This window comes from Nocardia sp. CC213A (assembly GCF_030766805.1).
Lineage (GTDB): Bacteria > Actinomycetota > Actinomycetes > Mycobacteriales > Mycobacteriaceae > Nocardia > Nocardia otitidiscaviarum.
The window spans coordinates 1-19,645 of the sequence record NZ_JASFXA010000015.1 but is presented as its reverse complement, the minus strand read 5'-3'; the positions used below and the strand labels follow the sequence as shown (position 1 = coordinate 19,645).

The window sequence follows — 19,645 nt, the reverse complement described above, 5'->3', positions numbered from 1 at the left end:
GCGGGACTTCACGATCGGATGTGCGACCATGACCGACACTGTTGTGTCGCCGAGGACCGAGGCGGCCCCGGCGACCACCGCGCCGGCATACGATCCCCGACTCACCAACGAGGATCTCGCCCCGCTGAAAAACCAGACCTGGAGCACCTACAACATCTTCGCGTTCTGGATGTCGGACGTGCACAGCGTCGGCGGATACGTCACCGCGGGCAGCCTGTTCGCCCTCGGTCTGCACAGCTGGCAGGTGCTGGTGGCGCTGGTCGTCGGCATCACCATCGTGTACGGGCTGTGCAATCTGGTCGCCAAGCCCAGCCAGATCACCGGCGTGCCCTACCCGGTGATCTGTCGCAGCGCCTTCGGCGTGCTCGGCGCGAATATCCCGGCCATCATCCGCGGCCTGATCGCGGTTGCCTGGTACGGCATCCAGACCTTCCTGGCCTCGGCGGCCCTGGACGTGGTGCTGATCAAACTGTTCCCGGGACTTGCCCCGTACGCGGTGGTCGGGGATTACGGCTTCGCGGGCCTGTCCGCCCTGGGCTGGGGCAGCTTCCTGCTGCTGTGGGTGTTGCAGGCGGCGGTGTTCTGGCGCGGCATGGAGTCCATTCGCAAGTTCATCGACTTCTGCGGCCCGGCCGTCTACGTGGTCATGTTCGTGTTGTGCGGTTACCTCATCTGGAAGGCCGGGTGGAGCGCCATCGACCTGAACCTGGGCGCGGTCACGCTGTCCGGCTGGGAGGCGGTGCCGGTCATGCTGGGCGCGATCGCGCTGGTGGTGTCGTACTTCTCCGGACCGATGCTCAACTTCGGCGACTTCTCGCGCTACGGCCGCAGCTTCGCCGCCGTCAAGCGCGGCAACCTGCTGGGCCTGCCGCTGAACTTCCTGGTGTTCTCGCTGCTCGTGGTGATCACCGCCGGGTTGACGCTGCCGGTGTACGGCGAACTCATCACCGACCCGGTCGCGACCGTGGCCCGCATCGACAACACCTTCGCGATCGTGCTGGGCGCGCTCACCTTCAGCATCGCCACCATCGGCATCAATATCGTCGCCAACTTCATCTCCCCCGCCTTCGACTTCTCCAACGTCGATCCGCAGCGCATCAGCTGGCGGGCGGGCGGCATGATCGCGGCCGTCGGTTCGGTGCTCATCACGCCGTGGAACCTGTACAACAACCCGGAGGTCATCCACTACACGCTGGAGACCCTGGGCGCGTTCATCGGCCCGCTGTTCGGCGTGCTCATCGCCGACTACTACCTGGTGCGCAAGCAGCGGGTGATCGTCGACGACCTGTTCACCATGGCGAAGACCGGAACCTACTGGTACCGCAAGGGATACAACCCGGCCGCCGTGCTGGCCACCGCGATCGGCGCGGCGGTGGCCGTATTCCCGGTGCTCACCTCCGGTGATATCACGGGTATGTACACCGCCGCCCAGTACAGCTGGTTCATCGGCTGCGCACTCGGGCTCGTCTGCTACCACCTGCTGGCCACGCGCGGGCCACTGAAGCTACCCGCGCCCGAAACTCGGTGAGGGATATGCGTATTCGTGTGATCAACCCCAATACGACGGCCGCCATGACGGCGGTGATCGAGCAGGCCGCCCGCGCGGTGGTCGCGCCCGGCACCGTGGTGGAGGGGATCACGCCGAGCATGGGTCCAGCCTCCATCGAATCGCATTACGACGAGGCGTTGGCCGTACCCGGCGTGCTGGCCGAGATCGCGCGCGGGGAGCAGCTGGGCGTGGACGGGTATGTGCTGGCCTGCTTCGGCGACCCGGGGCTGGACGCGGCGCGGGAGTTGGCGCGCGGACCGGTGATCGGCATCGCCGAGGCAGCCATGCACGCGGCCAGCCATCTCGGGCGCGGGTTCAGCGTGGTCACCACGCTGGCGCGCACCGCGGGGCGGGCCCATGATCTGGCGGAACGCTATGGGATGGCGCGGTTCTGCCTCGGCGTGCACGCCTGTGAGATCCCGGTGCTGGAACTCGAGGATCCCAAGGCGCGCACCGTGATCGCCGACGCCTGCCGGGAGGCGGTGCACGCCGACGGGTCCGATGCCATCGTGCTCGGCTGCGCCGGGATGGCGGATCTGTGCGAGTACCTCACCGAGGAAGTGGGCGTACCGGTGGTGGACGGGGTCGGCGCGGCGACACTGACCGTGCAGTCGCTGGTCACCATGGGGTTGCGCAAATCCGGCCGCGGCGAGTTCGCGGCCCCGCTGCCCAAACGCTATATCGGCCTGCTCGCCGAATTCGGAACCGACGGAAAGGACAAGCGCCTGTGACCCTGCCACCGGATGTGCTGGCTGGGATCGAATCCCGACTCGAGGCGGTCGATGCGCGGTTGGCGCGGCACTACCCGGGGGACCGCCCCGGGCAGCCGATCCACACCGCCTACATCGGTGCCGCCGACGCCACCGTCGACCTGCCGCGCCGCTGGGGCGCGGCGGCCATCGAACTGGGTGAGAAGCATCGCGAACTGCTGACCGGACTGGCCGGGCACGACGTGGTGGAACTGGTGCTGGACCGGCTGCGGGAGCGGCCGATTCAGGATCTGCGCCTGGATTTCGAGGACGGCTACGGCACCCGCGGCGACGAGATCGAGGATCGGGACGCGTCGCGCGCCGGCGAGATCCTGCGGGAGCTGCCCCCGCAGGTGTACTCGCGCGGCATTCGGATCAAGGGTCTGACCACCCTGGAGTGGGCGCGGGCCGTGCGCACCCTGGAACGGGTGCTCGACGGGGCGGGCGGGGTGCCGTCGGGTTTCGTGTTCACCATTCCCAAGATTCGCGACGCCGACCAGGTGGACACCGCCGTCCTGCTCTGCGATGCCATCGAATCCGCGCACGGACTGCCCTCGGGTGCACTGAAGTTCGAGCTCCAGATCGAGAGCCCGCAGGCGGTGATCGCCGCCGACGGCACCGCCACGGTGGCCCGGGCGATCCACCGCGCCGCCGGACGCTGCACCGGATTGCATTACGGCACCTACGACTACAGCGCCGCCTGCGGTATCGCACCGCAGTTCCAGTCGCTGGAACATCCGGTGGCCGATCACGCCAAGGCCGTCATGCAGGCCGCCGCCGCACAGACCGGGGTGTGGGTGTGCGACGGCTCCACCCAGGTGCTGCCGCTGGGCACCGACGACGAAGTGCGCGAGGCGCTCTCGCGGCACTACCGGCTCGTCACGCGCTCGCTGGAGCGCGGCTACTACCAGGGCTGGGATATGGGTGCCGGACATCTGGTCACCCGCTGGCTGGCCACCTTCGCGTTCTACCGCACCGCGCTCGGCGTCGCCGCACCGCGCATCGGCCGCTACCTGGACCGCCAGGGCGGGGCCGTGGTGGACGAGCCCGCCACCGCACAGGCGCTGGCCACCGTGGTGCTGCGCGGACTCGACTGCGGCGCGTTCACCCCCGCCGAGGTCACCGCGCTGGTCCCCCGCGCCACCGTCGACGTCCTGCACCAACTGCGAGAAAGGAAGATGCCGACCCTATGACCGGCACGACCCCCGATTTCACGCTGCTCCCGGATCTGGCCCTGCGCACCCTCGGCGGCGCCGTGGTGTGGGCCAATGACGAATCCTTCGCGGAGAAGGAGAATCTCATCCGTCCGGAGGAGTCCACCTACTCCCCCGCCACCTTCGGCCACAAGGGACAGGTCTACGACGGCTGGGAGACCCGGCGGCGCCGCGGCGACCTGGGCGCGCATCCGGACGGCGACGACTGCGATACCGCCATCGTGCGCCTCGGCGTGCCCGGCGTGATCCACGGAGTGGTGGTCGACACCGCCTGGTTCAAGGGCAACTACCCGCCCGAGGTGTCCGTCGAGGCCATTGCGGTGGAAGGGTATCCGTCCACCGACGAGCTGGTCGCCAGGGACGACTGGACCACCCTGGTGCGGCGGGCGAAGGTCGAGGGCGACAGCCGCAACCCGTTCTCCGTCGATTCGCGCAAGCGTTGGACGCATGTGCGGCTGCGCATGTTCCCCGACGGCGGCGTGGCCCGGTTGCGCGTGCACGGTGAAGCGAAACCCGATCTGCGGCTGCTGGATTCGGGACAGTTCGACCTGGCGGCACTGGAGAACGGCGGGCTGGTGGCCGACTGCTCCAACCGCTTCTACTCACATCCGCAGAACATTCTGATGCCCGGCCGGGCGCGGGTCATGGGTGACGGCTGGGAGACCGCGCGCCGCCGTAACCGCGACAACGACTGGGTGCGAGTACGGCTGGCCGGGGAGGGTGTGCTCACCATGGCCGAGATCGACACCTCCTACTTCCTGTTCAACAGCCCGGGCGCGGCCTCCCTCACCGGAATTCGCGCCGACGGCGGCGAGGTCGAGCTGCTGCCGCGCACGGTGCTGCGCCCCGACACCCGGCACCGCTTCGCCATCGGCTCCGAGGCGGCGGTGACCGAGGTGCGCCTGGATGCCTACCCCGACGGCGGCCTGGCCCGGCTGCGGCTGGTGGGCACCCTGACCGAGGATGCCCGCGCACGGCTGCGGGCCGAATACGAGGAGTTGTCGTGACCGAATTCGACACCTACCCGCGGGATATGGTCGGCTACGGCCCCAACCCGCCGCATCCGCAATGGCCGGGCGAGGCGAATATCGCGGTGCAGTTCGTGCTCAACTACGAGGAGGGCGGCGAGAACTGTGTCCTGGACGGCGACGAGGGATCGGAGACGTTCCTCTCCGATATCGTTCCGGCGCAGTCGTTCCCGGACCGGCACCTGAGCATGGAGTCGCTCTACGAGTACGGCTCCCGCGCCGGACTGTGGCGAGTGCTGCGCGCCTTCGAACGGCGCGATATCCCGCTCACCATCTTCGGGGTGGCCCGGGCGCTGGAACGCAATCCCGAGGCAGTGGCGGCGTTCCAGCGCAACGGGTACGAGATCGCCTGCCACGGGCTGCGCTGGATCTCCTACCAGACGATCGACCGCGAGACCGAGCGCAAGCATATGGCGGAGGCGGTGGAGATCATCACCCGCCTGTTCGGTGAACCGCCGCGCGGCTGGTACACCGGACGCGATTCGCCGCACACCCGGGAACTGGTCGTCGAGCACGGCGGATTCGTCTACGACTCCGACTCCTACGCCGACGACCTGCCGTACTGGGTGCGGGTCGGCGACACCGATCAGCTGGTGCTGCCGTACACGCTGGAAGCCAATGACATGCGCTTCTCGTCGGCGGCCGGATTCGCCAACGGGGACGAGTTCTACGCCTATCTGCGGGACGCGTTCGACGTGCTGTACGCCGAGGGGATGGCGGGGGCACCGAAGATGCTGTCCGTCGGACTGCACTGCCGACTCGCGGGGCGGCCCGCGCGGGCGGCGGCGCTGGAGCGGTTCTTGGACTACGTGCAGTCGCACGAGAAGGTGTGGTTGGCGCGGCGGATCGATATCGCCGAGCACTGGCGCACGGTGCATCCGGCCCGCTGAGCGCGGAACTCCGGTGTACTCGTGAACCGGTGGTGGCTCGATAGTCGGACTCGGCGGCCAGGGGCTCGATCCGCAGGACCGGAACCCCGGGATCGCGGGGCCGCTGGGAGTCGAAGACCGGCGGCCCTAAGGATCGGGGGTTCAGGACCGGGGAGTCGCGCTGGGGCGGAGGGTGCTGCGCTTGCCCACCCTGCGCCCCTGGCGCAGACTGCCCAAGCGCAGCGGTGCGGACAGGAGTGCGCCCGCCCGGCGACAGCGCTCGGGGCATTCGCCCAGGGTGCTCAGCCGCCCTGGCGCTCCAGTTTCTCCAGCTCCACTGCGCGGCGCATGATTTCGCGGGCGCGGGAGCGGTCGCCCGCGTAGTCGTAGGCGCGGGCCACCCGGTAGCACGTGCGCCAGTTGTCCGGGTCAGCCTCCCATTCGGCTTTCACCTGGGCGAAGAGCTGGTCGGCGGCGTCGCGCTGAATGCGGCCGGAGGGTCGCCGCGGCAGGTCGGAGACGTCCAGTTCCCGGCCGTCCTCGGCCATGCGGCGGGCCAGGCGCTGATGGTCGAGGGCGGCCCGGACCGAGCTGTAGACGATCCAGACGCCGACGATCGGCAGAATCAGCACGCCGACGCCGATGCCGATGGCCGCCAGGTCGCCGGATCCGAGCAGGCTGAGCGCGATCCGCCCGAGCAGCAGGAAGTAGAACCCCAGCGCGACCACCAGGAAGACGATCAGCGCGATGGTCCGCAGCGACCGGTTGCCGCCGGTATCGCTCACGACCGCGCCTCCCTGCCAGCCGGCACCGCCATCCGCGAAGCACGCCGTGTCATCGGCGCACTCGCAAACTCCAGCACGGCCACACCGCGCCGCTTGCCGCCGCCCACCATGCGGGAGGCACGCTGTGCCACCGGCCCACTCACAAATCCCCGCACGGCCACACCGCGCCGCTTGCCGCCGCCCACCATGCGGGAGGCACGCTGTGCCACCGGCCCACTCACAAATCCCCGCACGGCCACACCGCGCCGCTTGCCACCGCCCACCATGCGGGAAGCGCGCTGTGCCACCGGTCCACTCACAAACTCCAGCACGGCCACACCGCGCCGCTTGCCGCCGCCGTACGCGCGGCACGCTGTCATGGCGAGCCGGCTCACAGGTCCAGCAGCGGGTCGATGCCCACGGTCAGGCCGGGGCGGTGTGGGGTCTTGCGGACGCCCAGCAGTACGCCCGGTGCGAAGGAGGTGCGGTCGATGGAGTCGTGGCGGATGGTGAGAGTCTCGCCCTGGGTGCCGAACAGTACCTCCTGATGGGCGACCAGTCCGGCGAGGCGGACCGAGTGCACCCGCACCCCGTCCACATCCGCGCCGCGCGCGCCCTCGAGTTCGGTGGTGGTGGCGTCGGGGCTGCGTCCGACCCCGGCCTTCTCGCGTGCGGCGGCGATCAGCCCGGCCGTGCGGTAGGCGGTGCCCGACGGCGCGTCGGCCTTGTTGGGGTGGTGCAGTTCGATGACCTCGACGGAGTCGAAGAACCGCGCCGCCTGCTCGGCGAACCGCATGGACAGCACCGCGCCGATGGCGAAGTTCGGCGCGATGAGCACGCCCACCTCCGGGTTCTGCGCCAGCCACCCGCGCACCTCGTCGAGCCGCGCGGCATCGAAGCCGGTGGTGCCGACCACGGCGTGGATCCCGTGCTCGACCAGCCACCGCAGATTCGGCATCACCACGTCGGGGTGGGTGAAGTCGACCACGACCTGCGTCCCGGACTCGGCGAACGCGTCCAGTGCGTCCCCCTTGTCCACCCGCGCGACCAGTTCCAGATCATCGGCCGCCTCGACCGCCGCGCAGATCGCCTGCCCGACCTTGCCCTGCGCCCCGAGCACACCCACCCGGATCCGGTTCGTGGTCACCTGTTCTCCTCACCCGTCGTTCGGCAGTCGCCAGTGAGCCTACTGCGCCCACCGAGCACCGCCGGACCCCCGGTGGGATGCGTCCCCCTCCACGTCACCGAGTACGGCACCGTGCAGCCCGCGCGCCGATCGGGTCCACGGATCGACGATCGGCACGCCGGTCACTTCGAAGTCCCGCACATTGCGGGTCACAATCGTGAGCCCGTGAGATTCGGCGGTCGCGGCGATGAGTCCGTCGACCGGGTCGACGCAGCGGCCCAGCACGTCCACCCGGGCCCGCAATCGTCCCCACGCCAGCGCGACGACCTCGTCGATCGGTAGCAGCCGACCCGCGAAACGATCCGGCACCTCCTCCGTCAACCATGCGGACAGCCGCTCCCGCCGTCTGCCGTCCGGCAGTCTGTCGACGCCCCTACGCAATTCACCGAGCGTCACGACGCTGAGGAATGTGCGGTCCTCGTCGATCGAGTCGAGCCAGTCGGCCAGCCCTCGATTCGGTTGGGGCTTCACCCATTCCGATACCGCGTTGGTGTCGAGGAGAAAATTCACAGCCGGACGTCCCGGTGGTGGGAATCACTGCGCTCGCGCTCGATCACCACCCCGGAGTCGCGTAGCGGCGATTCGGCGAAGAACTGAGCCAGGCTACCGGTGCGCGCACTCTTCCGACGCCACTCGTCCACCGGCACCACGACGGCCACCTCACGTCCGCGCCTGCTGATCACCTGCGGTCCCTCCCGTTCGACCTTGTCGATCAATTCGGACAGCTTGGCTTTGGCCTCCGCCAGCGGCCACGCGACGTCCATGCGGGTTCGTCGAGCCTCGTCCACCATCTGACCACCTCCCACATCCAGGCTAGTCAAACTAGTCACTTCGGTCCATAGCCGATCCGAATGATCAGCATTCGGCGTCCAGACGTCAGTCGAAGACGATGATCTGGCGCAAGGCGTGGCCGGAGGCCAGTTCGTCCATGCCCTGATTCACGTCCTCGAGGCGGATGCGGGCGGAGATGAGGCGTTCCACCGGGAGGCTGCCCTCTCGCCACATGCGCACGTACTCGGGGATGTCTCGGGACGGCACGGCGGAGCCGAGGTAGCTGCCGACGATGGAGCGGCCCTGGGCGACCAGTCCGAGCGGGGAGATGGTGGCGGTCGCGTCCGGGGCGGGCAGGCCGACGGTCACCGTGGTGCCGCCGGGAGCCGTTGCGGCGACGGCGGTTTCGAAGGCGCGGACATTGCCCGCCGCTTCGATGACGATCTCGGCCTGGATGCCCTCGGCGGCGACCTCGGCCGGGGTGTAAGCGGCCGTCGCGCCGAATTCCGTGGCGAGCTTCAACTTCTCGGGCACGGTGTCGACGGCGATCACATCGCGTCCGGTGCCCTCCCGCAGCGCGGCGGCCACCAGTACGGCCGCCATGCCGACCCCGCCGAGCCCGACCACCATGATGCGGTCGGCCGGTCCCGGCTTGGCCGAATTCAGCAGCGCCCCACCGCCGGTCAGCACGGCGCAGCCCAGCACGGCCGCCACGTCGGCGGGCACGTCGTCGTCGACCGGCACCACCGAACGGCTGTCGACCACGGCATGGGTGGCGAAGCCGGACACTCCGAGATGGTGGTGCACCTCGCCGCCGTCGCGCAGCAGTCGCCGCCCACCCGCGAGCAGTTCGCCCGCATTGTTGGCGAGGCTGCCCGGCAGACACGGGGTGCGCCCCTCGGTGGCGCATCCGGCGCACTCCCCGCAGCGCGGCAGGAAGGTCATGACCACCCGCTGGCCGACGCGCAGCGCGCTCTCCCCCGGCCCCACCGCCTCGATCCGCCCGGCCGCCTCGTGGCCGAGCAGCATGGGCACCGGCCGCACCCGGTTGCCGTCCACCACCGACAGGTCCGAATGGCACAGTCCGGCGGCCTCGATCCGGACCAGCAATTCGCCCGCTCCGGGCTCGGCCAGGTCGAGTTCGCTCACGGTTATCGGCTGGGACCGCTCGTAGGGCGGCTCCGCGCCGATCCGCTCCAGTACTGCACCACGAATCCTCATGGGCCAGACGGTACCCAATTTTCCCCCTTCCGGAACGACCCGAAGCCTGCTTCTATTGTCCCAGACACCAGGAGGCGACCATGAGCAGAGTCCAGACGTCCAGCCGGGCGCTCAACCATGTGGTGACCGATTTCTTCGGGCAGGTCGCCCGCGCCTACGACAGTGCGACGCTGCAACGCCTCGTGTACCGGCCGCCGCAGGATCAGGTGGTGGCCGAACTGCGCGCCGCCGGTTCCCGCCGGATCGCCGATATCGGCTGCGGCACCGGCATTCTCACCGATCGCATCGAGCGCGAACTGCACCCCGAGGTGGTGTACGGGGTGGACGCCTCGGCGGGCATGCTCGCCCGGGCCGGGCGGCGTTCCACCGCGGTGCGCTGGGTACGCGGCCCGGCCGAGCGGTTGCCGCTGGCCGACGGCGAACTCGACGCGGTGGTCACCACCAGTGCCTTCCATTTCTTCGACCATCCGGCGGCGCTGCGCGAATTCCACCGGGTGCTCGCGCCCGGCGGTCTGGTGGCCATCGCCACCGTGCATCCGTCCGCCCCGGCCAGCCGACCCCTACAGCGGCTCACCCGCAGCCCGAAGTTCCCGGCGCACGCGCCCTCGCCGCAGGAGACGCGAAAGCTGCTGGAGCGAGCCGGTTTCGAGGTGACCGATCAGCGCAAGGTGCACCGGCCGCCGCTGCCGGACTTCCTGATTCCCGATGTGATCACGGTGGCTCGCCGCCGCTGACCGGTCATCCGATGCGGCGCGCCCGCATATCGCCGGGCACCGGCGCTTCCCGCACGGTGCCGTCGGGCTGCGCGTACACCATGGAACCGCCGCCGGTGTAGATGCCGACCAGCACCGGTCCGCGGGCGCGGAAATCACTGAAGACCAGGTCACCGGGTGCGACCCTGCTCGCGGGCACCTCCGTGCCCACCTCCCACTGCTGTTCCACCGTGGTCGGCAGGGTGATGCTGCCGCCGCTGGCCGCCGAAACGGCCGCGGCGGTGAAGCCCGCTTCGTCGAACCCACCGGCGGACGGCCCCTGCGGGCCACCGCCGCCGAAGACGTAGGGGGTGCCGACCCAGTCGTGCGCGGCCTCCACGATCTGCGGACCCAGATCCGCGTCCGGATCGGGGACGAAGCGTCCGGCACTGCCCATACTGCGGAATCCGGCCTCCGCGGCCAGGATTCGCGCCACGTAGGGGCGGGTCTCGGTGTAGTGCGCGGCGTACTGGTTGGGCATGCCGCCCGAGGCCAGCACGGCTCCCTCACCGGCGTTGTAGGCGGCCAGCGTCAGCGCCGTGACGTCACCGGCCACCGTGCCCTGGTCGATCCAGCCCTGCACCTTGTCCGCGAGCGCGCACATGTAGCGGCCCTGACCGATGATGGCGTCGCCGTCGTCCCACACACTGGCCACGCCGTTGCCGTCGGCGTCGATGACGTAGGGCTGGCCGTCCGGTGCGGCCGAGACCGCGGTGCCGGGCATGAACTGCGCCAAACCCTGTGCGCCCGCCGGAGATACGGCGCCGCGCCGGAAGCCGGATTCGGCCTGGCCCTGCGCGGCCAGCAGCGAGGCGCTGATCTGCGGGCACAGCGACCCGGCGCGCCGGTACCAGATCTCGAGCTCCGGCGGCACCTTGCCGCTGGCGAGATTGCCGCCCGGGCTGCCGAAACCGTTGTCGCAGAACACCGAGACCAGATCCTCGAGCGACGGCATGGCACCGCCCGACAGCCACGGCATCGGGTCCACCGCCCGCCCACCGGTCATGCGGCCGCCGGGGACGAGTTCGAAATGCAGGTGCGGTCCGGTGGATTCACCGGCATTGCCGACGTCGGCGATGTGCTGTCCGGCGCGCACGACATCGCCCACCTTCACATAGATCTGCGGCAGGTACATATGTCCGTAGACGGTGGAGTAGCGGTTCCCCTTCGCGTCGAGGTGGTCGATCACCACCCAGCCGCCGAAACCGGAGGCCGGTCCCGCGGCCACCACGCGGCCGTCGGCCGCGGCGAAGATGGGAGTGCCGGAGGGGGCGGCCAGGTCGACGCCGTGGTGGCCGCCGCCGCGCGAACCGAAGACATCGGACACGGTGTAGGAGTTCGCCGCGAGCGGGAAGCTGCGAGAGCCATTGGGGCGCAGCCCGCCCGCCTCGTTGACCGGACCGGGCATGGCCGCCAGCGAAACGGTCGGGTCGCCGAGGGCCGGAGTGGTCGCCTGTTCCTTCACGGTGACCTGCACCCGGTCCATATGGTTGAGTTCGTCGCTGCCGCGATCCGCGAGCGGCGTCCAGCGCACGCCCGCCGCCGTGTCGGGGGTCCAGCTGCGCTGTTTCCAGATCACGTACTCCACACCGAAATTCGCGGCGTTCTCCTGGAGGAAGGCGACGATGGCGTCCCCCTTGGCCTGACCGATGCCATCGGAGCCCACGATGAATTCCACCGCGCGTCCGCTCGCATGATCGGGATAGGCGCTGTCGTCCACGCGTCCGCGCATATCCATCATGCCGAACCGGGCCACCACGCAGCGCAGCGCGCGCAGCGCCCCCTCCTGCAGGCCGACCTCGGCCGGTGCACCGGTGGCCGGGCAATTCGGTTCCGTCGCAGCGCGTGTCGTGGTGGCAATGGCGGGCATACCGGGGGCGCAGGCGTCGTCGCTGGCGGGCAGGACGATCACCAGCAGCAGGGTGACCAGTGCCAGCACCGTGCCGCCCGCGATCATCGCCAGGCGAGAGCCCGTCACGCGAGGGCGCTCCCGGCCGGTGCGGTGAGCGGACCGACCACGACCGCCGGAACAGGTGCGCCGACCGCCGATGCGGTGGACTGCACTGAGCGAGGCATCGGTCATGCTCCTTCGGCGCGAACGGGTCGGGCGTGATCGGCACAGATCGCGAGGTCATTCTGCCATGCCCGGAGCGAGGACGGCGGTATCTCCCGGGAGTGTTCACCGCGCGGTCCGGTGCACGGACGCACGATGCTGACCGGTGGCTCGGGGCGGCGACAGCTCGATCTCCGCCCAAAACGAACTGGACGGCGCAGGATGGAGGGTATGCGCGGAATCCCCCCGTTCGGCACCGTGTCCGCGACTGCGGCACCCCGCTCCGGCGACCGGTGCCGGGGCTACGGCGGACAGCACCACAGCTCCAGCGGACAGCACCACAGCTCCAGCGAACAACACCACAGCTCCAGCGAACAACACCACAGCTCCAGCGAACAACACCACAGCTCCAGCGAACAACACCGCAACTCCAGCAAGCAACACCACAGCTCCAGCGAACAACACCGCAACTCCAACGAACAGCACCACAGCTCCAGCGAACAACACCGCAACTCCAACGAACAGCAGCGGAGCTACGGCGAACAGCGCTGGGGCTGCGGCCGGTCACGTTGGCGGACAGGGACTTCGGTGCCACTGCGCGTGATCGCGGCGGGTCTCCTCGCGCTGGGCGCGGTCACGGCCTGCGGGGACGGTGCGGACCGCTCCGGTGATTCGCGGGTCGTCGCCACGTCGCTCGCGCCCAGCAGTTCCTCGGGAGTGCCGGATCTGGACGCGGGACAGGATCTGGTGCACGGGCTGGACGCGCCCTGGGGGCTGGCCTTCCTCCCCGACGGGAGCGCGCTGGTCGCCGAACGCGATACCGGTCGGATACTGCGGGTGGTGCCGGGCACGGCGGCGGAGCCGGTGTACGCGGTGCCGGAGGTGGCGGCGGCCGGGGAGGGCGGGCTGCTCGGCCTCGCCGTCTCCCCGAACTATGCCGAAGACCGTTACGTGTACGCCTATTTCACCGCCGCCGACGAGAACCGCATCGTGCGCTTCCGGCTCGGCGAACCACCGACAGTGATCTTCTCCGGCATCGCGGCGGCGTCCATCCACGACGGTGGCCGGATCGCCTTCGGTCCGGACGGCATGCTCTACGTCGGTACCGGCGACGCGAGTCGCCCGGCGCTGTCGCAGGATCCGAGCAGTCCGAACGGAAAGATCCTGCGCCTCACACCCGATGGCGACCCCGCACCCGGCAATCCCACGCCGGGCTCCCCCGTCTACAGCCTGGGCCACCGCAATGTGCAGGGGCTGGCGTGGGATTCCGCGGGCCGCCTGTTCGCCGCCGAATTCGGCCGCAACCGGGCCGACGAGATCAACCTGATCGAACCGGGCCGCAATTACGGCTGGCCGGAGGTGGAGGGGGTCGGCGGCGGTGACCGATTCGTCGATCCGCTGGTCACCTGGGACACCTCGGAGGCGTCGCCCTCGGGTGTCGCCATCGCCGGGGACACGCTCTACGTGGCCGCGCTGCGCGGCGAGCGGCTGTGGACGGTGCCGCTGCGCGACGGCGCGCTCGGCACCCCGACCGCGCGCCTGGCCGATCGGCTCGGGCGGCTGCGCACGGTGGCGGTGGCACCCGACGGTGCGCTCTGGCTGACCACGTCGAATACCGACGGCCGCGGCGACGTGCGGGACGGCGACGATCGGATCGTCCGCTTCCCCGCGCGTTAGATCAGCGGTTCCAGCTGCGAGCTCACCGGGCGCGGCGGCCAGTGCTCGGGCTTCACGTTCTCCGGTTTCGCACCGGGGTCGTCGTCCCAGTCGAACTGCGTCCCCACCCACGCCTTGGGCCGCTCGAAGGACACCTCGCGGGCGTGCAGGGCGGCGCGGCGGAAGGAGATGTCGCCGAAGAAGTCGCCGCCGGTGAAGGACACCGAGCGCGCCTCGAAGACGGCGTCGGCGAAGGACACCGCACCGTGGTATTCGGCGTCGGCGAAGTCGATCTCCTGGGTGCCGCCGGAGCGCCAGCGCTGCCGCGCGCCGAGCTGGGTGCCGTCGAAGCTGGTGCCCTCGGCGTAGAAGCGGGCACCGGTGAACGCGACCTTGGCCCCGGAGAATTCGGCGCTGTCGAAGGAGATGCGGTCACCGTCGAAGACGACGCGGCCGAAGGAGGTGAGCGCGGAGCCGAAGTTCACCTCACCGAAGCTGGTGCGCTGGTTGGCGAAGGTGGCGCGGTCGAACGTGGTGCGCGCACCGGAGAATTCGGCGGATTCGAAGCTGGTCGGACAGGAGAAGCTGGCCTCGGCGAAGCTCACCGCCGTGCTGTCGGGATCGGCGCGATCCGCCTCCGGCGGGTGGAATCGCGCGTGCTGGAAGGTCACGCCGCGGCCGCGGAAGGCCGCGCCCTGGAAGCTGACCCGCCGTCCGATGAAGCGCGCGCCCTCGAAGCTGGTGACGCGGGAGGCGACGAAATCGGTGTTGGTGAAGCGGGTGCTGTCGCCCGCGAAGACCGCGTTCTGGAAGTCGGCGTTCTCCAGTACCGCCTCGGTGAAGTCGAAATCGCATGCCGACCACGAACTCTCGGCGGTGTCGCGCAGGTGTTCGGCGATGACGCGCACGATGGTGTCGCGCACCTGCCGGTCGTTCTGCCGGTAGTGGTAGACCCGCTCCACCCCCGCGCCGTCCTCCTCCAGCCGCTCGGTGCGGGAGACGAGGTGGTTGACGCCCTCCTTGGCCGCGTACGGCAGCCGCAGGTAGGCGCACAGCACGTCGATGCACTGCTGGCGTCGGGGGCGTTCGGGGAATTCGTCGGCCACCCCGGCCATGGCGTACACGCCGGCGAGCCGCACGGCGACGTCCGCGGCGCCCAGTTGCAGGGCCGCCGCGCCGAACAGCTCCGAGAAGCGGCCACGGTCGTGATCGCGCTGCCGTCTGGCGGCGAGCACCAGCGCCACCGCGACGCCGACCCCGGCGGTCACCCAGAGCGCGATCTCGGCGAGATCGAGCCGATCCGGGCGCGCATCGGTCGCGCCGAACAGTAACCACAGCACCCACCAGGTGAGAGCCGCCACCGCCACGCCGCTCGAGACCGCCAGGAACACCGACGGCGAGAGCGCCGTTCGGGTCCGTCGCTCGGTCTTGGACCCGAACCACCCCCAACGCCGCCGCATAGCGAGATGGTAACGACCGCGGCGCGCGAGCGCACAGGGAGCCCCGATTCCCGTTCCGCTCCATGAGATTCGAAGCCGACCGGATGGTTCGCGACCAGGCACTATGTCCGAAAAGCGAAGTCCGCCCGACGGTTCCCACCGCCGGGCGGGCTCTCCACGCCGCCCGGTCGCCTCGAACCGCCTGCCGCGCGGAACCCGATCGCCGTCTCAAGCCGTCCGTCGTCGCATGCCCAGGCCCGCCGCCACCAGGCACGCCACCGCCACCGCACCGACGAACCAGGGGAAGACCGTATTCAGCCCCCAGGTGGTCGCCGCCCAGCCCGCCAGCACCGTCGGCAGCGCCATGGCCGAGTAGGCCAGCAGGTAGTAGGCCGACATGGTCTCGCCGCGCTTGTGCTGCGGCACCACATCGGAGAGGTGACGCAGCGAACCGCCGAAGCCGAGTCCGAAGGTCGCACCCAGCAGCACCCCCGAGGCCAGCACCCACACCCCGTTGTGGGTGGCGAGCGCGGGCAGGGTGAGCAGCAGCGCCGCCGCCATGCCGATATCCCCGGCGATGGCCGCGCGACGGGCCGGAATGGCGGTGGCGAAGAACTGCGCCAGCGCACCGGCGGTGGCCGTGGCCGCCACCACCGCGCCGCCGAACACGAGATTGTGCACCCCGGTCTTGGCCGCCGCCAGCGACGGATACAGCGACAGCAGCACGCCCAGCACCGACCAGGCCGCCATCACGCCCAGCGCCGAGAACCAGAAGTCGCCGCGAATCTCCTGCGGCACCGCCGGTTTGGCGATGCGAATGGGACCGGCCACCCGGGCCGTGTGCGGTTCGCGCAGCGCCAGCACGCCGACGCCGACCAGCAGGCAGACCACGGTGATCACCACGTAGGGCGTGCGCAGCGGATACGGCGCGTACTGCGCCAACAGCGCCGAACCCAGAATGGCGACGGCCATGCCGACGTTGAAGGCCACACCGGTCAGCTGCCCGGAGCGCGCACCGTGTTCGGGCCGCAGGTCCAGCAGCGCCGCCGCGCCCGCCACCACCGTCGAGCCGACCGCCGCGCCGTGCAGCGCCCGCGCCAGCAGCAGCATGGCCACATTGTCGGCCAGCAGGAACACCACCAGTCCGGCGATCATGATGCCGAAGGCTCCCAGCAGCACCGGCTTTCGGCCCACGGCGTCGGAGATCCGGCCCGATACCAGCACCGCGCCCAGGGCCGCCACGGCGTAGGCGGCGAAGACGAAGGTGGTGGTGAGCGGCGTGAAATGCCACTCCTGCTGGTAGATGCCGTAGAGCGGGGCCGGCACCCCGGACACTCCCAGTGCCACGCCGCTGGCGGCGAGTACGAGCGCGTACGCCCAGGTCTGTCTGCCTGGTTCGGCCCGAACCGCAACATCCGCTGACATCGAACTCTCCATCAGGTAAGTTTGATTGTGATCGAACCTGACCATACTCCTGGTTCGATGATCGTCAAACCAGTCTCCGAGTGAGGTAGCTCATGTCCGACACCGATGTGAAGCCCGCGGTGGCGCCGCTGTCCACGGTGCTCGGCGCGCTCCAGGACCCGATTCGTCTGGAGATGGTGCGCCGGCTCGGCACCGCGGGCGAACCGCTGCGCTGCAGCGCGCTCTACGACTCGATCAGCAAGTCGACCGCCGCGCACCACTTCAAGATCCTGCGCGAGGCCGGGCTCACCGATCGCGAATCCGTGGATGGGCAGACATTCGTCCGCCTGCGCACCGTCGAGATCGGCGCGGCGCTGCCCGGCCTGCTCGAGGCGGTGCTCGAGGCTGCCAACAGGTCGAGCGACACCACCGACAAATAGTGCAGATCCGACGATGAACCCTGCAGCGATCGGACCCCCGGCCGCGCTACCGTCGTCTCATGCGTATTCGCGTCGCGACGACGGAGGACCTGCCAACACTCCAGAAGATCGAGATCGCCGCCGGAGAGCCCTTCCGCACCCTCGGCATGCTCGAGATCGCCGATGACGACCCGCCCAGCATCGAGACCCTCGACGCGCACCTGCGCGCGGGCCGGGCCTGGGTCACCGTGGACGACGACGGTATGCCCGTCGCGTACCTCGTCAGCAGGCAGGTGGACGACACCGAACACATCTGCCAGGTCTCGGTCCTCCCCGATTTCGCCCACCACGGCATCGGGCGCACCATGATCGAACAATTGGCCGACTTCGCCCGGGCACGAGGACTGCCCGCGCTGAGTCTCACCACATTTCTCGAAGTGCCCTGGAACGCACCGTATTACGAGCGGCTCGGCTTCCGCCGGATACCCGATGCGGAACTCACTCCGGAACTGCGGGAGATTCGCGCCCACGAGGCCGAGGTCGGCCTGGACCGCTGGCCCCGCATCGCCATGCGGCGCGAGCTGGCCTAATCGTTCGAACAGTGGTCGCCGCCGGGTGATTTCGCGCCCGGCGGCGCGAAGGTGCGCGTGAATTCCGGGCAGTCGACGAGCCGGGAGTGCGTACAGACGGCCGCGTGCCGCAGACCGTCGCGCATGCGGGTGAGCCGGGCGATGTCCTCGTCGACCTCCCGTGCCTTCCGGGCCAATTGCGCACGCAGGGCGGTGTCGTCGGGGGTGGCGCGCAGGAAGTGCTGAATCTCGGCGATGGTGAAGCCGGCACGGCGGGCGCAGGCGATGAGCGCCAGTCGGGGCACCACCTCCGGTTCATAGGTGCGGCGCAGGCCGTTGCGGCCCGCCGAGACGATGAGCCCCTGCTGTTCGTAGTAGCGCAGGGCGGAGGCCGCCATCCCGGATCGAGCGGCGACATCGGCGATATCCAACAGGGCCTCGGACATATCACTCCTTGACTTGAAGCGCGCTTCAAGTCACAGACTAGCGCCCATGAAGATCCATCACCTCAACTGCGGCTCCATGGCCGAGATCGAAGCGACCTACGACGTGGCCCCCGCACCCACGGTCAACCACTGCCTGCTGGTGGAGACCGCCGACGATCTGGTGCTCATCGAAACCGGACTCGGGCTGGAGAATGTGCGGAATCCGGCGGGCACCCTCGATCCGGACTGGGTCGACTTCGCCCGTCCGGCGCTCGACGAGCAGGAAACCGCCATCCGCCAGATCGAGCGGCTCGGCTACTCCCCCGGCGATGTCGGCCACATCATCCTCACCCACCTCGACGTCGACCACTCCGGCGGCCTGCCGGACTTCCCGCACGCGCGAGTGCATGTCCACGCCGCCGAATTGGCCACGGCCCTGGCCGAATCCGCCGCGAGCCGCTACCGCCCAGCGCACTGGGCACACGGCCCGACATGGGTGAGTTACACCCCCGAACCCGGCGACGAATGGTTCGGCTTCACCTCGACCCCGGTGCAGGGACTGAGCCCCGACTTCCGCCTGGTCCCCCTCGGCGGCCACACCCCCGGCCATACGGGCGTCGCGGTCCGCCACGACGACCACTGGCTCCTGCACTGCGGCGACGCCTTCTTCTACCACCGCGAACTGGACCTCCCACCCCAGCCCCACCCGCTGCTCGACCTGCTCCAGCAGTCCACCGAATTCGACCGCGACCTCCGCCTGGGCACCCAGGCCCGCCTCCGCGAACTCCTCCGCACCCACCCGCACGAGGTCACCCTCCTCAACGCCCACGACCCCTGGCAGCTCCAGGCCCGGCAGGCCCCGGCCCACAGCGCGTGAACGCGGGCCGAGCCCGTGGTGCCAACACTCGGCACCGCGAGTCCGGCCCGGGACAGGCCGACACCCCGGGCACCGACGCCGGGCGGCTACCGGCCCCACACACAGCCCGGCTCGGTATTCAGCCGGTTCGACGAGCGGGCGGGCGCACCACGCCGCCGTGTTGCCGAGCGCCGACCGCGACAGCAGCGGGTCGTGCTCATCCCAGGACGTCGCGGGAGAGCGGGCTCCGGGCGCGCGGTACACGGCCGCATCGCCGAACGGCACGGCTCTGCCCACCCGGGTCCAGGGGATTTCGCACGGATCGGGGGGAGATAGCCGGTAGCCCGTGGCCGAGCCGTACCACGGCGTGACCGTCGACAGCTGCCGTCACACCCGTGGCCACCGCACACACCGAGGAAACCATCCGGGCCGCGGTCGCGACCGAAGCCGCATCAGCGCAGGGCATTCGCTCGAAGGCGACGGTGGAACCGGGCGCGGGCACCTACGCGGTGCGCCCGTGCACGCCGCGACAGCGGAGCGCACGGGCGGGTGCGAGTGGATTACGCCGGGTGCGAGTGGATTACGCCGGGGGCGGGTGGATTACGCCGGGGGCGGCGGTGGAGGTGCCTCGCCTTCCACCGGGGCGGGTGGGGGTGGTACGTCCACGGGTGGGGCGGGCTCCGGGGCCGGGGGTGCCGGTTCCGCGGGGGGTGGCGGGACG

At 70.1% G+C, this 19,645-nt stretch carries 20 protein-coding genes; 11 read left to right on the top strand and 9 right to left on the bottom strand.

The genetic code is table 11. The annotated features are described in order from the left end of the window. The first annotated feature begins 28 nt into the window (after positions 1-28). The 5 genes from QJS31_RS24915 to puuE are packed head-to-tail and all read left to right on the top strand — an operon-like array spanning position 29 to position 5,430. Positions 29-1,528 carry an NCS1 family nucleobase:cation symporter-1 gene (locus tag QJS31_RS24915; protein WP_282777573.1) on the top strand — a complete coding sequence of 500 codons (1,500 nt, stop codon included), beginning with the start codon at positions 29-31 and terminating at the stop codon, positions 1,526-1,528. A gap of 5 nt (positions 1,529-1,533) precedes the next feature. Beyond that, positions 1,534-2,280, top strand: a complete 747-nt coding sequence (locus QJS31_RS24910) for an aspartate/glutamate racemase family protein (protein ID WP_282777571.1) — start codon at positions 1,534-1,536, stop codon at positions 2,278-2,280. Continuing rightward, positions 2,277-3,491 carry an aldolase/citrate lyase family protein gene (locus QJS31_RS24905; RefSeq protein WP_306357835.1) on the top strand — a complete coding sequence of 405 codons (1,215 nt, stop codon included), beginning with the start codon at positions 2,277-2,279 and terminating at the stop codon, positions 3,489-3,491. Before QJS31_RS24910 ends, QJS31_RS24905 begins: the two co-directional genes overlap by 4 nt. After that, positions 3,488-4,519: an allantoicase gene (gene alc, locus QJS31_RS24900; RefSeq protein WP_306357834.1), complete on the top strand. Its 1,032-nt coding sequence runs from the start codon at positions 3,488-3,490 to the stop codon at positions 4,517-4,519. The genes QJS31_RS24905 and alc overlap by 4 nt, the downstream gene beginning before the upstream one ends. Before the next feature lie 26 nt (positions 4,520-4,545). Then, positions 4,546-5,430, top strand: coding sequence for an allantoinase PuuE (puuE, locus tag QJS31_RS24895; RefSeq protein ID WP_306357956.1), 885 nt, complete (start codon positions 4,546-4,548; stop codon positions 5,428-5,430). Between the two features lie 281 nt (positions 5,431-5,711). Here the strand turns inward: puuE and QJS31_RS24890 are convergent, their stop codons facing one another. The 5 genes from QJS31_RS24890 to QJS31_RS24870 form a co-directional block, all read right to left on the bottom strand. Beyond that, positions 5,712-6,194 carry a hypothetical protein gene (locus tag QJS31_RS24890; RefSeq protein WP_282777566.1) on the bottom strand — a complete coding sequence of 161 codons (483 nt, stop codon included), beginning with the start codon at positions 6,192-6,194 and terminating at the stop codon, positions 5,712-5,714. Positions 6,195-6,564: 370 nt separating this feature from the next. Beyond that, on the bottom strand, positions 6,565-7,305 hold the full coding sequence (dapB, locus tag QJS31_RS24885) for a 4-hydroxy-tetrahydrodipicolinate reductase (protein ID WP_282777627.1): 741 nt from the start codon (positions 7,303-7,305) through the stop codon (positions 6,565-6,567). Between the two features lie 54 nt (positions 7,306-7,359). After that, a complete protein-coding gene (locus tag QJS31_RS24880) occupies positions 7,360-7,869 on the bottom strand; it encodes a type II toxin-antitoxin system VapC family toxin (RefSeq protein ID WP_282777563.1) in 510 nt (169 codons plus the stop codon). Further along, positions 7,866-8,150, bottom strand: coding sequence for a type II toxin-antitoxin system Phd/YefM family antitoxin (locus tag QJS31_RS24875; RefSeq protein WP_143981934.1), 285 nt, complete (start codon positions 8,148-8,150; stop codon positions 7,866-7,868). Before QJS31_RS24875 ends, QJS31_RS24880 begins: the two co-directional genes overlap by 4 nt. A gap of 85 nt (positions 8,151-8,235) precedes the next feature. Beyond that, positions 8,236-9,351, bottom strand: coding sequence for an alcohol dehydrogenase catalytic domain-containing protein (locus QJS31_RS24870; RefSeq protein WP_306357833.1), 1,116 nt, complete (start codon positions 9,349-9,351; stop codon positions 8,236-8,238). 80 nt (positions 9,352-9,431) lie between these two features. Here QJS31_RS24870 and QJS31_RS24865 point away from each other — a divergent pair, with 80 nt between their 5' ends. After that, positions 9,432-10,085 carry a class I SAM-dependent methyltransferase gene (locus QJS31_RS24865; protein ID WP_282777557.1) on the top strand — a complete coding sequence of 218 codons (654 nt, stop codon included), beginning with the start codon at positions 9,432-9,434 and terminating at the stop codon, positions 10,083-10,085. 4 nt (positions 10,086-10,089) lie between these two features. Here the strand turns inward: QJS31_RS24865 and QJS31_RS24860 are convergent, their stop codons facing one another. Then, positions 10,090-12,081 carry a peptidoglycan DD-metalloendopeptidase family protein gene (locus QJS31_RS24860; protein WP_282777555.1) on the bottom strand — a complete coding sequence of 664 codons (1,992 nt, stop codon included), beginning with the start codon at positions 12,079-12,081 and terminating at the stop codon, positions 10,090-10,092. A 669-nt stretch (positions 12,082-12,750) separates the two neighbouring features. Between QJS31_RS24860 and QJS31_RS24855 the strand changes: the two genes are divergently transcribed. Then, a complete protein-coding gene (locus tag QJS31_RS24855) occupies positions 12,751-13,833 on the top strand; it encodes a sorbosone dehydrogenase family protein (protein WP_372341666.1) in 1,083 nt (360 codons plus the stop codon). Here QJS31_RS24855 and QJS31_RS24850 read toward each other — a convergent pair. Beyond that, positions 13,830-15,272, bottom strand: coding sequence for a pentapeptide repeat-containing protein (locus QJS31_RS24850; protein WP_282777553.1), 1,443 nt, complete (start codon positions 15,270-15,272; stop codon positions 13,830-13,832). The two genes, QJS31_RS24855 and QJS31_RS24850, sit on opposite strands and share 4 nt — an antisense overlap. 207 nt (positions 15,273-15,479) lie before the next feature. Further along, on the bottom strand, positions 15,480-16,676 hold the full coding sequence (locus QJS31_RS24845; RefSeq protein ID WP_282777551.1) for an MFS transporter: 1,197 nt from the start codon (positions 16,674-16,676) through the stop codon (positions 15,480-15,482). Positions 16,677-16,768: 92 nt separating this feature from the next. Here QJS31_RS24845 and QJS31_RS24840 point away from each other — a divergent pair, with 92 nt between their 5' ends. Beyond that, entirely contained in the window at positions 16,769-17,095 is a 327-nt protein-coding gene (locus tag QJS31_RS24840) for a helix-turn-helix transcriptional regulator (protein WP_282777549.1), read from the top strand. 59 nt (positions 17,096-17,154) lie between these two features. Further along, positions 17,155-17,664: a GNAT family N-acetyltransferase gene (locus QJS31_RS24835; RefSeq protein ID WP_282777547.1), complete on the top strand. Its 510-nt coding sequence runs from the start codon at positions 17,155-17,157 to the stop codon at positions 17,662-17,664. Here QJS31_RS24835 and QJS31_RS24830 read toward each other — a convergent pair. Continuing rightward, positions 17,661-18,089 (bottom strand): MerR family transcriptional regulator, encoded by a 429-nt coding sequence (locus QJS31_RS24830; RefSeq protein ID WP_282777545.1) that lies wholly within the window; start codon positions 18,087-18,089, stop codon positions 17,661-17,663. The two genes, QJS31_RS24835 and QJS31_RS24830, sit on opposite strands and share 4 nt — an antisense overlap. Positions 18,090-18,135: 46 nt before the next feature. Between QJS31_RS24830 and QJS31_RS24825 the strand changes: the two genes are divergently transcribed. Then, the gene (locus QJS31_RS24825; protein WP_282777543.1) at positions 18,136-18,945 is read left to right on the top strand and encodes an MBL fold metallo-hydrolase; all 810 of its coding nucleotides are present in this window, start codon (positions 18,136-18,138) and stop codon (positions 18,943-18,945) included. Between the two features lie 374 nt (positions 18,946-19,319). After that, a partial coding sequence (locus tag QJS31_RS24820; protein WP_306357832.1) for a hypothetical protein occupies positions 19,320-19,645 on the top strand: 326 nt, incomplete at its 3' end.

What these genes read in the sequence shown, in the direction of transcription:
- QJS31_RS24845 (WP_282777551.1), bottom strand. Translation starts at nt 16,676, where the DNA reads ATGTCAGCGGATGTTGCGGTTCGGGCCGAACCAGGCAGACAGACCTGG.
- QJS31_RS24840 (WP_282777549.1), top strand. Translation starts at nt 16,769, where the DNA reads ATGTCCGACACCGATGTGAAGCCCGCGGTGGCGCCGCTGTCCACGGTG.
- puuE (WP_306357956.1), top strand. Translation starts at nt 4,546, where the DNA reads ATGGTCGGCTACGGCCCCAACCCGCCGCATCCGCAATGGCCGGGCGAG.
- QJS31_RS24875 (WP_143981934.1), bottom strand. Translation starts at nt 8,150, where the DNA reads ATGGTGGACGAGGCTCGACGAACCCGCATGGACGTCGCGTGGCCGCTG.
- QJS31_RS24830 (WP_282777545.1), bottom strand. Translation starts at nt 18,089, where the DNA reads ATGTCCGAGGCCCTGTTGGATATCGCCGATGTCGCCGCTCGATCCGGG.
- QJS31_RS24870 (WP_306357833.1), bottom strand. Translation starts at nt 9,351, where the DNA reads ATGAGGATTCGTGGTGCAGTACTGGAGCGGATCGGCGCGGAGCCGCCC.
- QJS31_RS24865 (WP_282777557.1), top strand. Translation starts at nt 9,432, where the DNA reads ATGAGCAGAGTCCAGACGTCCAGCCGGGCGCTCAACCATGTGGTGACC.
- QJS31_RS24835 (WP_282777547.1), top strand. Translation starts at nt 17,155, where the DNA reads ATGCGTATTCGCGTCGCGACGACGGAGGACCTGCCAACACTCCAGAAG.
- alc (WP_306357834.1), top strand. Translation starts at nt 3,488, where the DNA reads ATGACCGGCACGACCCCCGATTTCACGCTGCTCCCGGATCTGGCCCTG.
- QJS31_RS24915 (WP_282777573.1), top strand. Translation starts at nt 29, where the DNA reads ATGACCGACACTGTTGTGTCGCCGAGGACCGAGGCGGCCCCGGCGACC.
- QJS31_RS24850 (WP_282777553.1), bottom strand. Translation starts at nt 15,272, where the DNA reads ATGCGGCGGCGTTGGGGGTGGTTCGGGTCCAAGACCGAGCGACGGACC.
- QJS31_RS24825 (WP_282777543.1), top strand. Translation starts at nt 18,136, where the DNA reads ATGAAGATCCATCACCTCAACTGCGGCTCCATGGCCGAGATCGAAGCG.
- QJS31_RS24910 (WP_282777571.1), top strand. Translation starts at nt 1,534, where the DNA reads ATGCGTATTCGTGTGATCAACCCCAATACGACGGCCGCCATGACGGCG.